Source organism: Paenibacillus sp. sgz302164 (genome assembly GCF_056120505.1).
The window spans coordinates 1-12,952 of sequence record NZ_JBVYOL010000025.1 but is presented as its reverse complement, the minus strand read 5'-3'; the positions used below and the strand labels follow the sequence as shown (position 1 = coordinate 12,952).

Here is a 12,952-nt window from a genome sequence, read left to right as displayed (position 1 = left end):
CGGCGAAAAGCCTGCACAATTGCAGGAATTGTTCGTGGCTGGCGGATCAAGGCTGCAAATTCATGTATTTTTGCAGGTTTTTTCGCACTGCCAGGCAGATTGCGGCTATCGACACCGGCTTGGGGGTTTTTCAACAGGCGAGAGGCTTTCGACAGTCTGGATTTTGCAGGAATTTTCGATGAAGACGAATATGAGCATTGGCAGGATAGCTTCGGGGGAACGGCAATGTGGTGGGTATATTCTTGGAAAGAGCTGGCCGTCATGACGGCGGCGGCTCTCGCACTCGACTGGATCGTCGGCGATCCCAAATGGCTGACGCATCCGGTTGTCTACATAGGCAGGTGGATTCAATTCATGGAGCGCCGGCTGCTCCGGGGAGCGGCCTTGAAGGCCAAAGGCGTGCTGCTGGCGCTCTCCACGGTGCTGCTCGGCTTCGGCGCAGCGCTGCTGCTCGTGCTGGCCGCCCAAGCGGTGCACGAATGGCTCGGGTATGCCGTGTCGACGTGGCTGATTTCGACGACAGTCGCCGTCAAAGGGCTGAAGGATGCGGCATATTTGGTGGCCGTGCCTTTGCGCAGCGGCAATATGGACGACGCCCGCAAGTACACGGGGTACATCGTGGGCCGCGATACCGCGCATCTTGGGGAGGCGGAATTGACGCGGGCCGTCGTCGAGACGGTGGCGGAGAACATCGTGGATGCAGTCATCGCCCCGCTGTTTTATGCGCTGCTCGGCGGAGCGCCGCTGGCGATGTTCTACAGGGCGACCAATACGCTGGATTCGATGGTCGGCTACAAAAATGAGAAGTACCGCCAATTCGGCTGGGCGTCGGCCCGCTGGGACGACGTCATGAACTGGATTCCGGCCCGGCTGACCGGCCTCCTGCTCGTGCTCGTCGCCCTGCTGCAGCCGGGGCTTTCGGCGAAGCGGGCAGCGGCAGCGATTCGCCGCTTCGCGCACCTGCACCCCAGCCCGAACAGCGGGATTCCCGAGTCGGCGGTAGCCGGAGCGCTCGGGATCGAGCTGGGCGGGCTGAACGTCTACGGCGGTGCCGCGAGCGAGCGGGCCCGCCTCGGCTGGCCGCTGCGGGAGCGGACGCAGCGGGATATCGTACTCGCCGTACGGATGCTGTACGGCGTCAGCTTTGCCGCGATGGGAGGAATGCTATGCGCAATCGCGATGTTATGGTAGGCTGGCTGCATGGACTCATTGCAGCTTTTCAGTTTTTGACAAGACTGCCGGTTCCGGTTCAGATTGCATATACGGAGCAGGTGTTTCGGCGAAGCGTCGTTTTTTACCCGCTGACCGGCGCGGTCATCGGACTGCTTCTCGCCGGCGCGGGAGCGGGCTTAAGGCTGGCGCTTCCCGCTTTTCCGGCGGCGGTCTTGCTTCTCGCGCTTTGGGTCATCCTCACCGGCGGTCTGCACCTGGACGGTTTGATGGATACGGCGGACGGCATACTCAGCCATAGACCGCGCGAACAGATGCTGGAAATTATGAAAGACAGCAGGGTAGGCGCGATGGGGGTTATCGTGTGCGTTCTGCATTTGCTGTTGAAGCTCTCGCTGCTTTACACGCTGCTGGACGTTCCTTCCGCCGGTGTTCGGCTGACGGGCGGCATGCTGCTGGCGATCATTCCGATATGGAGCCGCTGGTTTATGGCCGCAGCGATCTATGGATGGCCTTACGCCCGGCGCGAATCCGGACTCGGCAGTTTATTTCAGGGCGTAGGGCGGAAGGAAGTGGCCATGTGTACGGCGGCGGCGCTGCTTGCGACATCGCTTACGGTTTTGGCGGTCCATGCGTCCGCAGCTCCAGCTTCCGAATATTTGAACGTCTGGACGATAACCGCGGGCTTTGCGCTCGGGACGTTCATGGCCGGCTGCGGCATTGCCGGTTATATCAGCCGCAAGCTTGGGGGATTGACCGGGGACACGTACGGCGCTTTGAACGAACTGCTGGAGGCTTTGCTCCTGCTGGCTGCCGCTGCGGTCTTCATTTACATATAGAGAGGTGAGTTTTGATGCTGGAACGTTTTGGACACGGAGGGGATGTGTGGACGGCGGAAGAGGCTTTCGGGCGCCCGAAAGAACAGTTTCTCGATTTCAGTTCGAATATGAATCCGCTCGGGCCTCCTTCCGTCGTTGAGCATATTATGCGCAGCCGATGGAAGGATGTGGTAAAATATCCGGACCCTGCGGTGCGCGAGCTGCGCAGCAAATTGTCCCGCAAATACGATATTCCTGCGGAAAGCATTTTGGTCGGCAACGGAGCTGCGGAGCTGATCGATCTTGTGGCAAGAGCGCTTAAAACGGTCGTTACCGGTCTGGCGAGACCTTCCTTTACGGAGTACGAGGAAGCGGTTCTGGGGTCCGGCGGCTCGGTTCATTCCATTCCGCTGCGCAGAGAACATGAGTTCGTGCTGCAGCAAGAGGATGTGGCCGTGGCGAAATCGTTCTGCGATTTGCTTTTTCTCGGGCATCCGAACAATCCTACGGGCAAACTGATTCCCCTCCGGGTGCTGCGCGATCTTGAACAAAGCGGCGTCCGTCTGGCGCTCGACGAGGCGTTCATGGATTTCGTACCGGACGAGCGCGAGCATTCGATGCTGCGGGCGGCGGCCGATAGCAAACATTTGTTCGTTCTTCGCTCGATGACGAAATTTTACGCCATTCCGGGCATCCGGCTCGGCTTCATGGTTGCGCATCCGGACTGGATTGCGCAACTGAAAACGATGCAGGTTCAGTGGAGCGTGAACTACTTGGCGCAGCTGATCGGTTCGGCGGTGCTCGACGATGAGGAGTTCGAACGGGCGAGCAGAGTATGGCTTGCGGCGGAAAAGCCGTGGCTGACGGATCAACTGGAGCGGCTCGGCTTGGAAGTCGTGCCGAGCGATGTCAACTTTTTGCTGTTCGCCTTTCCTAAGCAGTCGGGCGTTAGCGTGAAAGAAGCGCAGCAGATCATGGGGCGGCAGGGCATTTTAATCCGGGATGCGTCCTTGTTTGAAGGGCTGGATCGCCGTTACTGCCGGGTGGCGGTGCGGCTCAGGGAAGAGAACGAACGGCTGGTCGAAGGTTTGCGTTCCATGCTGCAGACGTTACGGGAAAGAGGCGGCGACGATGAGCGATAAAACGCCGTATGCGGCAGCATTGATGATCCAGGGGACGGCGTCCGACGTCGGTAAAAGCATTTTAACTGCGGCACTCTGCCGCATTTTTGTACAGGACGGCTTGCGTACCGCGCCTTTTAAATCGCAAAATATGTCGCTGAATTCATACGTCACTTACGACGGCAAAGAAATCGGCAGGGCGCAGGGGGTTCAAGCCGACGCTTGCGGCATTTTGGCTACGACCGACATGAACCCGATTTTGCTCAAGCCCAAACAGGATATGGTCGCCCAGGTGGTGGTGCACGGCAGGCCGCTCCGGGATCTGGATGCGCGGACGTACCGGGAAACGTATTTGCCGCAGGCCGAGCAAATTGTGAAAGACGCGCTCGCAAGGCTGCGCAGCGGCTATGATCTCGTCGTTCTGGAGGGCGCCGGCAGTCCGGCCGAAGTGAACCTGAAGGACCGCGACATCGTCAACATGCGGCTTGCGGGTTGGGCGGACAGCCCGGTCCTGCTCGTGGCCGATATCGATCGCGGAGGGGTGTTCGCATCGATTGTCGGGACGATGGATATTTTGACGCCCGAGGAGCGGGATAGGGTGAAGGGGTTCGTCATCAACAAGTTTCGCGGAGACATCACTCTGCTGAAACCGGGGCTCGACTGGCTGGAGGAGCGTACGGGCAAGCCGGTGCTGGGCGTCATTCCCTATATGCCGCAGCTTGGCATCGAGGATGAGGATTCCGCCTCGCTCGACGCCAAGCGCGCGAAGCGTGAGCGGGACCCCGTCTCGCGGCCCCGGCCGGCGGACAAGCTCGATATCGCGGTCGTCCGTCTGCCACGGCTGTCCAATTTTACGGATTTCGATCCGCTGCAGGAGGAGAGCGATGTTCATTTCCGCTACATTTCGCATTTGTCGGAGTGGGGGGAGCCGGATGCGGTTGTGCTGCCGGGCAGCAAAAACACGATGGACGATTTGCGTTATTTGCGGGAATCGGGGCTTGCCGAGCGCATTGTGCGGTTTGCTCTCGCAGAGCGGGGCTGGGTCGCGGGGATATGCGCCGGCTATCAAATGCTGGGCCGAAGATTGCTCGATCCGGACGGTCTCGAATCCGACTATTCCGAGCTTGAAGGATTGGGGCTTTTGCCGACGGAGACCGTGTTTACGGCCGACAAGCGCACCGTTCAGGTGCAGGGCTACAGCGCCTTGTTTGCGGCCGCCCGGCCGGAAATCGCGATCGACGGCTATGAGATTCACATGGGCAGAACCTCGTATGTCGAAGACGTGGAGCCGCCTTTTCGGGTGAAAGCCCGGCATGAGGCCGATGCGCTTCCTGCGGGGCGGGACGATTTGCACGGCGACGGGGCTTCCGCTTTTGGAGGGCGCGTCTGGGGGACGTACCTGCACGGCATTTTGCATAACGACGATTTGCGCAGAGCTTGGCTGAACGAGATCCGCAGGCAAAAAGGGCTTGCTCCGCTGGAAGCGGGACCGGGCTTCAAGCAGCGGCGGGAAGCCGCTTTTGACCGGCTGGCCGATCATGTGCGCCGGCATTTGGATATGAATCGCATTTATGAGATTATACATGTATCGAAGCGGCAATAAAGGAGGATGAGCCTGATGAAAATTTATACGCGCACGGGGGATGCGGGGCAAACCGGCGTAGTCGGCGGCAGAGTCGACAAGGACGATGACCGGGTTGAGGCTTACGGGACCGTAGACGAGCTGAATTGTTATCTCGGGCAGGCGATGAGCTTCATGGACCCGGACAAATTCAAAGATTTGCTGGAGGATATGCTGAAGGTGCAGCACGAGCTGTTCGATTGCGGTTCGGATCTGGCTACGCTGAAAAAAGAAATCCGCCCCTACAAAGTCACATCCGACATGGTCGATGCGCTGGAAGGCTGGATCGACAAGTACGATGCGGAGACGACGGACATTTCGCGGTTTATTTTGCCGGGCGGCGGCCGTGTATCCTCCGCGATCCACATTTGCCGGACGGTATGCCGCCGGGCCGAGCGCCGGGTGGTCACATTGGCCCGCACGCAGGAGATTAATCCGGAAGTACGGCGGTATTTGAACCGCTTGTCCGATTTGTTCTTTACCGTCGCCCGTACGGCGAATTTCCGCGAAGGTGTCGCGGACGTGGAGTACGAGCGCAGCGGGCACGTATTCCGCCGCAAGTCATGAGCTACTACGAGCCGCTGGTATACGTCGTTCCTCCCGAGGAAGAGGGCATGCTGCTGAAAACGATTTTGCAAAACAGGCTGATGGTTTCCCGCAAGCTGCTGTCCCGCCTGAAGCTGACGGAGCAAGGCATTACGGTGAACGGCGCCAGACAGTATATCAGTGTCAAAGTAGCCGCAGGCGACAGGGTTGAAGTGAGGATGGAGCAGGAAGAATCGGAGGATATTTTGCCGCAGGACCTGCCTCTCCACATTTTGCACGAGGACGAGCATGTGCTCATCGTAGCCAAAGAGGCAGGCATCATCGTACATCCGACGCACGGGCATTACGTCAATACGATTGCCAACGCCGTCGTGCATCATTGGCGGCAAATGGGGATCAGCTGCCGCTTTCGTCCGGTCCACAGGCTCGATCAGGAGACGTCCGGCGTGCTCGCCATTGCGAAGACCCCTTACGTTCACCAGCAAATATCCGAACAAATCATCAGGCATACGGTCAAAAAAGAGTATCTCGCGTTCGTATGGGGCGTTGTGGCCCAGAAGCAAGGGACGATCGACGCGCCAATCGACCGCGACCCCGAGCAGCCTCACGTGCGGATTGTGACGCCTGCCGGATATTCGGCCGTCACTCACTACGAGGTGGTCGAGCAGTATGCCAATGCCGCTCTGGTCCGGCTGTGGCTGGAAACGGGGCGAACGCATCAAATCCGCGTGCATATGAAACATTTGGGCCATCCCCTGCTGGGAGACAAAATGTATGTGCTTCCGGACTTTGCGGAAAGCGACGAGGCCCGCGAGGTTGCCGGGCTGCTCGACAGGCAGGCGCTGCACGCGTTCAGGCTCGGATTCGTTCATCCCGGGACGCGGGAATGGGCGGAATTTGGCGCTCCGCTGCCGGCGGATCTGGCCCAATTGCAGGCATGGCTGAGGGCGTAGGCCGCGAATCGCATAGCATGCAAAAACCAATCGGACTTTCCGAATGGTTATTTGCACTGTCCGAAAAAGCAAGTACAACTTGACTTTCCCGCCCGTTTGGCCCAAAATTTTAAGAATAGCTATATATTATCGCAATAAAAGGAGAAAACAGCGTCGTGGGAGTAAAAGTTTTTTGTTATGATAAATGCGGGACGTGCCGCAGCGCGTTAAAATGGTTGAAGGCGCATGACGTGGACGTCGCGGAAAATGTCCCATTGTTCGACACGCCGCCTTCCTCTGCGGAACTGGCCAAGCTGCTGGCTGACAGCGGACTGCCGATCAAGAAATTTTTCAATACTTCCGGCGAAGTGTATAAGGAAATGGGACTTAAGGACAAGCTGCCGGGCATGTCCGAGCAGGATATGCTGGAACTGCTTGCCTCTAACGGCAGGCTGATCAAGAGGCCGATCGTAACGGACGGCAGCAAAGTGACCGTAGGGTTCAAGGAAGAGGACTACGAGGCGGTATGGGGAAGGGAGTGAAGCCATGGCGCAATCGGGCAAACCGAATCGTAAAAATCCATTCTGGGTGCTTGGCGCAATCGGAATGTTTCTTGTATCGCAGGCCAAGCTGATTCTGCCGCTGCTCAAACTGGGGAAATTCGGCGGAGTCGTGATCAGCATGTTTATCAGCATAGGAGCTTACGCGATCATGGAGCCGCTGCCTTTTGCCATCGGAATCGTGATTATGATTCTTATTCATGAACTGGGCCATGTGCTTGCGGCCAAAATCAAGGGACTTCCCGTCACAGCCCCTGTATTTATTCCATTTCTGGGAGCTTTGATCACGATGAAAAAGCATCCCAGGGATGCGGCCACAGAGGCTTTCATCGGGATTGGCGGGCCCATTCTCGGGACTGTCGGTGCGGTAGCCGCCTTTGGACTTGGCGTGGCTGTCGGCTCTCCCCTTCTTGTTTCCATATCGTATCTTGGATTTTATCTCAATCTGATCAATCTTTTGCCGATACATCCGCTTGACGGAGGCAGAATTTCCACTGCCGTAACCCGCTGGCTCTGGCTTGTCGGACTTGTCGGCGGGCTTGTTGTCATTTACTATATGGAGAGCATTTTGTTTTTCATTATTTGGTTGATGTTTGCATGGGATTTGTATAATAAATATGTGAAAAACAGGAATAAAGGCGGAGTCAGATCGGCGAACACGCGCTTCGAGTTTAATGCTGAGCATCTGCTGCAGCACGGCATGATCGTTCCCGGCGAAGGCCATACCCGCGAGCTTGAGTTTACGACTTTCTCCGAGCTGGACGCGCAGGCCGAAGGCAGCCAAAAAATCGTGATGTGGTGGCAAGCCATCGGGTTCGAAGGCTATTTGCATTTGCCGAGACAAGCGCTGATCAAGAAAGTATCCGTCGTGAAAGTCGAGCATCTGCACAAAGAGATCGAAGGCATCGAACGCACGGACAACGGATACGGGCTGCATTTGGGCATTCATGTCAAAATCGACTTCGTTCCGCTCGACGAGCTTAACGAATATTACGATGTCCCGGTTCGCACCAGATGGACGTTCGGCGCTGTTTATCTGGCCCTTGCGGCCTTCCTGTTCTTTATGATCAGGCAAGTTCATCAGACAGGAATTGGAACGGGTTTGTAGAACATATTAAATGATTTATTACGTTAATTAATAAAAAGAAGGTTTTTGTCCATGAAGATTAAAGGTTCCGAACGTTTGACCCGGCTTGGTTCGGCTATTTTTGCAGAGGTAGCCGAATGGAAGAGAGAGGTTATGAACCAAGGGGTAGACGTCATAGATTTAGGTATCGGCAGTCCCGATTTGCCGCCTTCAAAGCGGATTCTCGAAGCGATTGCGCAAGCTGTGGGCAACCCGAAGCTGTACGGCTATCCTTCCTCGGAAGGAAGCCCGGAGTTTCGCGAAGCGGTGGCCAAATGGTATCGGTACCGATTCGGCGTCGAACTCGATCCGGCCGATGAAATTTTAACGCTGATGGGCTCCCAGGACGGTCTGGCGCATTTGGCGCTGGCGTTATGCGACCCTGGCGATATGGCGATCGTGCCCGATCCCGGCTATCCGATTTATTCCGCAAGCCTTGTTTTGGCCGGGGTTAAACCGTATCTTGTGCCGCTTCGCGTAGATAACGATTATTTGCCGAAGCTGGACGATATTCCGGCGGATGTCGCTGCGCAGGCGAAATTTATTTTGCTCAATTATCCGAGCAATCCGTTGGCGGCTGTCGCAGACCGGGCTTTTTTCGAACAATTGGTCGCTTATGCGAAAAAGCACGAACTGCTCGTTGTGCATGATTTGGCGTACTCGGAGATGGCTTTTGACGGATATCGGCCGATGAGCATTCTTGAAATTGCAGGAGCCAAGGAGGTTGCCGTCGAATTTCATTCGCTATCGAAGAGTTTTAACATGGCAGGCTGCCGGATCGCCTTTTTGACGGGAAATGCCGAAGCCGTGAAAGCTCTGAAGACGCTTAAGTCCAATATCGATTACGGCGTGTTTCAGGCCGTTCAAGCCGCAGGCATTGCAGCTTTGGAAGAAGATATGGAAAATGAGCATTCCGTTGCCGGGATTTACCAAAGCCGGAGAGACGCGTTTCTTGCAGCGCTTGCCGAAGCGGGCTGGCATATTCGTCCGCCCAAAGCGACCATGTTTATTTGGGCCCCTGTGCCGCAAGGCTGGACCTCTCGACAAATTTCCCGGGAAATGCTTTACCGCGCAGGCGTTGTCGTCATTCCCGGAGACGCTTTCGGGGCAGAGGGGGAGGGATTTGTCAGAATCGCCATCGTACAGGATGAGCAAAGGCTGCTCGAAGCCGCGCGCCGAATTGGAGAATGGCTTCGTTCAATAGAATGAAACTAAGATTTTTTGGAAAAAATAGGAGAAAGAGAACCGTATCGAATATTGATTTGAAAGGGGTACCTATGATGGATGCTATTAATTCATTATCCGAGCTCTTGGCTGAGCAAAAACATTCAACGTTTGTAGAAATCCCGGGAACATTGGGACATACCTTCGGACAGCCTACCATAGCTGCGACATTGCCGATGAGCAAGCTGTTTTCGATCTATGAAGTGGATTTGGAAGTGCAGCGCGCGATTATTCCGCGCAATCTGTCCAAACTGATCGATTATGTCAATTTGTATTTGGAAGACCGGCAGCCGATTTATTTCCCCGGCATTATTTTTTCGGCACGGGGAGCGGGCCATTATGACGAGGAGCAGCGGATGCTTCGCTTGCAGCCAATCGAAAAGCTGTATGTCGTCGACGGACAGCATCGCCTGGCCGCTTTTCAGCGCATTATGGAAACATTGCAAAGCCAAATGGCGCGGGCCAAAGACCGCCGGGAATACGATAAAATGGAAGAGATTACGGAGAAGCTGCGCAGATTGTACGCATTCCCGATCTCGACGATGACTTATTTGGACATTAACGCCCGGCAAGAGCGCCAGTTATTTTCCGACATCAACAAGCTTCCGCGCAAAATCGGCGGAAATCTGGCCGTTCTTCGCGATCAGCGCAGATTTTATCATGTCGCCGCAACGGAGCTGGCCGCCAAAGCGCCGGCTATGCAGACGCTGACGGTTGATATGTTTTCCGAGCGCGGCAAAGCGCCTGAATATTTGTTTTCCTATCACCTGCTGATTGAAATTTTGGTCGCTCTGTTTGAAGGCCGGATGAAATCGGCGGCGCGAAACAACGGGTATCAATACGAAGACAAGGAACTGCAGGAGCATGTGTCGTTAGCGGCTTCTTATTTCAGCGGATTGCTAAACTATTTGCCGACGCCGACCAAAGGCGAGCTGGTCTGGAGCGAAAACATTCAAATTGCGCTGGCGCTCTTCATCCACGAAGAAGCGACAAAAACCGGGAAATTCAACCGGTACGCATTGGAGCACGCTTTGAAAATATTGCCGCATGTGAACTGGAACGGCATTTATGCGGGCGATGAAAAGGACCGTCTTCCAAGACGTTCGCGGATTATGAAAGCATATCAATTCATCAAAGGCTTCTACCAGGAGCAAAATGTTTTTCTCATCAGCGATAAGGAGGATGCGGGCTAATGGAAGGTTTGCGTTTGCGGATGACGATTCATCCATTTTGTGACAAATTCGGGCTGGCCACGGTCGCTCTTCGCGTACAGGATTTGCTTAACTACACGATGATCGATCCGATGGTTCAACGGAAGCTCAGCAATATGCAAAGACGGAAAATTTCTACGTATTTGCAGGAGCGCGAGCTGGATCATGTATTTTTCGGACCGGTAACGCTGTCTTTGCGCGAGGTGAACCAGCTGTCCAAGGGCGACAAGGAGTTTCTCTTGAGACACGGCAGCAAATTGAGCATCCTCGACGGGCAGCACCGGATTCTGGCGCTAGGTTACGTCAACGACCAGATGCAAAAGGAAGTGCGGCGGTACGAGAAAAAGCTCGCTCTGTTAAAAATCAAACAGCGCAGATTTCCGGAAGATGCCGAGCTGAAACAGGAAGTGGATCAAACCGAAGGCGTTGTGAGCCAGTTGGAAGGCAGACGGCTGGATTTGATGGAAACGGAGCTTGCCGTGCAAATCTATATCGGCCTGTCCGAGGAAGAAGAGCAGCAGTTGTTCGGCGATATTAACTCCAAAGTACAGCTTGTGAGCAAAGAACTGGGCCATTCCTTCGACTCGATCGATCCGCTCAATCTGGTCATTCAGCAGGTAGTGGACCATAACATTTATCTCAAAGCGGCCGGCGTGGAGCGCCGCAGCAACTTGACGGCGTTCAACCGCAACTTTACGTGCTTCAGCTGGTTGTATTCGACGGCAACGATGCTGTTCTCCGGCAGAATGCAGCCTTCCTACGAGCTGCAGCGCAAAATTCGTCAAGACCCGTCCACCTACGTGGAAATTTTGCATCAGTTCTTTAACACGATCCTTCCGATGATGCCTGAACAGCCGGGACTGGCTTCGTACACTTCCGCCAACCGCGTCATTCAGGAAAGCATCGCGCTGTACGCCAACCGGTTCTTGTTCCCGGAGGGACAGTACAACGAGGAATGGACGCAGTCGTTGAGCATTCTTGATGGATTCGACTGGTCGCACGATAATGAGGAATTGATTTACGTATTCGGAACGCTCGATAACGGCAAAATCAACCTGATTCACGAAAAATCGCTGAAAAAGCATGTCAAACTCGTCCAGTTTTTCCTGGAGGGCACAGACGCTGCATCTTCGGGAGAAGATGAAGTAGCTTCGCCGGCATAAATCGCGAACCCCCTTTTGCGTACAACTTGAATGTTGGACGTGAAAGGGGGGTTTTTACCGAACCCGCCCGGGCTTTGAGGGCGGGTTTTCCATGCGGCGCCACAGCCCGGGTCGGCCCGGCAAAGCGGCTTGAGTCAGCGCAGATACTTGGCCTGGCCTTGCGTAGCTCTGCAATGGCTCGAGGCAGCGGCAGATACTTGGCGTGGCATGGTTTGGCATGGCATGCATGGCAGCGTGAGGAAAACCTGCAAAAGTACAGTTTTTTGCCCGGCGATGTGCTTGGGACGAAATATTCCTGCAAAAGTGCAGGTTTTTCGCCGCAAACATGGGCTCAGATTCATTTTCAGCGAAAATTCCTGCACTATCGCAGGCTTTTCGCCAAAACGAGCCACTTTCAGCGAAAAAGCCTGCACTATCGGCACAATCGCAGGTTTTTCGGCGTGCCCGAGTCCAGGCAGGTTCAAGAACGGCTGCCGGGGCGGGCGAACCGAGCTATGCTCCAGCATTGGCCCACGACGAAGTGTTTGAAATCGCTACCAAAAGATGCGACCGCCACCATGCCCCCACCACGAAACACGGTCATGCAGCACCACCATGCAGCACCGCTATGCCGCCATCGCACTGTCACAAAGTAGCCCAGCCAGACAGTAACACCGTACAGCCATGTAGCCCGGCCATGCCCCCCACCATGAAGCACGGCCATGCAGTACCGCCATGCAGCACCACCATACAGTACCGCTATGCCGCCATCGCACCGCCACCATGCAGCACCGCCATGCGGTAACACTATGCAGCCGTGACACAGCGATGCACCGCCACCATACCCCCAATGTTGTCAGGTTAGTAGATTTTGGTATAGTAGAGGTAAATGATAGAAACGGATGATAGCGCGTGAAAAAAACGGAAAAGCGACCTTATCTCGTGTGCTTAACAAGATGAAAAGCGACGAATTCAAAGCAAGCGCGAAGAAGAATACGCAGGATTTTAAACGCGATCGCAAGATCGGTTTCTTTCCGCTGCTGCTTCTCATCCTCCGCATGGTCCGAAAATCGACGCAGTTGGAGTTGGATGAATTTCGCGAGATGTTCATGCCAGAAGAGGCGACAACGACAACGTATACGAAACAGTCCTTTTCCGAGGCCAGACAAAAGCTCTCCCCGGCCGCGTTCACCTTGCTAAATGACGAACTGGTTCAGGCGTTTTACGAAGACGGGGATTTCAAAACGTATCATGGATTTCGACTGCTTGCTATGGACGGCAGCGTGATGGAATTGCCAAATACATCTGAAACCAGAAACGTGTATGGATACACGACGACTTACAAAGTCGGGTTTCGTATAGCCAGGGCACGCTCCTCCCATCTGTACGATTTAGAGAACAAACTGGTTCTTAGTACCTGCCTAAGCCGTTATGACGATAATGAACGGGATCTGGCCAAACGGAACGTAGAACACCTGTTG

The 12,952-nt window shown here is 55.1% G+C and carries 12 protein-coding genes; all 12 read left to right on the top strand.

Annotation, left to right across the window (positions count from 1 at the left end):
- The first annotated feature begins 225 nt into the window (after positions 1–225).
- Positions 226–1,191 (top strand): adenosylcobinamide-phosphate synthase CbiB, encoded by a 966-nt coding sequence (gene cbiB / locus AC0LWT_RS30695; protein WP_474685093.1) that lies wholly within the window; start codon positions 226–228, stop codon positions 1,189–1,191.
- Positions 1,167–2,009, top strand: coding sequence for an adenosylcobinamide-GDP ribazoletransferase (cobS, locus tag AC0LWT_RS30690; RefSeq protein ID WP_474685092.1), 843 nt, complete (start codon positions 1,167–1,169; stop codon positions 2,007–2,009). The genes cbiB and cobS overlap by 25 nt, the downstream gene beginning before the upstream one ends.
- 14 nt (positions 2,010–2,023) lie before the next feature.
- Positions 2,024–3,130, top strand: coding sequence for a threonine-phosphate decarboxylase CobD (gene cobD, locus AC0LWT_RS30685; protein ID WP_474685091.1), 1,107 nt, complete (start codon positions 2,024–2,026; stop codon positions 3,128–3,130).
- Entirely contained in the window at positions 3,120–4,712 is a 1,593-nt protein-coding gene (locus AC0LWT_RS30680; RefSeq protein ID WP_474685090.1) for a cobyric acid synthase, read from the top strand. The genes cobD and AC0LWT_RS30680 overlap by 11 nt, the downstream gene beginning before the upstream one ends.
- 15 nt (positions 4,713–4,727) lie before the next feature.
- The gene (locus tag AC0LWT_RS30675; RefSeq protein WP_474685089.1) at positions 4,728–5,297 is read left to right on the top strand and encodes a cob(I)yrinic acid a,c-diamide adenosyltransferase; all 570 of its coding nucleotides are present in this window, start codon (positions 4,728–4,730) and stop codon (positions 5,295–5,297) included.
- On the top strand, positions 5,294–6,229 hold the full coding sequence (locus AC0LWT_RS30670; RefSeq protein WP_474685088.1) for an RluA family pseudouridine synthase: 936 nt from the start codon (positions 5,294–5,296) through the stop codon (positions 6,227–6,229). The genes AC0LWT_RS30675 and AC0LWT_RS30670 overlap by 4 nt, the downstream gene beginning before the upstream one ends.
- A gap of 155 nt (positions 6,230–6,384) precedes the next feature.
- On the top strand, positions 6,385–6,750 hold the full coding sequence (locus tag AC0LWT_RS30665) for an arsenate reductase family protein (protein ID WP_474685087.1): 366 nt from the start codon (positions 6,385–6,387) through the stop codon (positions 6,748–6,750).
- 4 nt (positions 6,751–6,754) lie between these two features.
- Positions 6,755–7,876, top strand: coding sequence for a site-2 protease family protein (locus AC0LWT_RS30660; RefSeq protein ID WP_474685086.1), 1,122 nt, complete (start codon positions 6,755–6,757; stop codon positions 7,874–7,876).
- Between the two features lie 51 nt (positions 7,877–7,927).
- A complete protein-coding gene (locus tag AC0LWT_RS30655; RefSeq protein ID WP_474685085.1) occupies positions 7,928–9,103 on the top strand; it encodes an aminotransferase class I/II-fold pyridoxal phosphate-dependent enzyme in 1,176 nt (391 codons plus the stop codon).
- Positions 9,104–9,174: 71 nt separating this feature from the next.
- Positions 9,175–10,311, top strand: a complete 1,137-nt coding sequence (locus tag AC0LWT_RS30650; protein WP_474685175.1) for a DNA sulfur modification protein DndB — start codon at positions 9,175–9,177, stop codon at positions 10,309–10,311.
- Positions 10,311–11,492 carry a DNA sulfur modification protein DndB gene (locus AC0LWT_RS30645; protein WP_474685084.1) on the top strand — a complete coding sequence of 394 codons (1,182 nt, stop codon included), beginning with the start codon at positions 10,311–10,313 and terminating at the stop codon, positions 11,490–11,492. The genes AC0LWT_RS30650 and AC0LWT_RS30645 overlap by 1 nt, the downstream gene beginning before the upstream one ends.
- Before the next feature lie 923 nt (positions 11,493–12,415).
- The coding region (locus tag AC0LWT_RS30640; protein ID WP_474685083.1) for a transposase at positions 12,416–12,952 on the top strand (537 nt) is incomplete at its 3' end.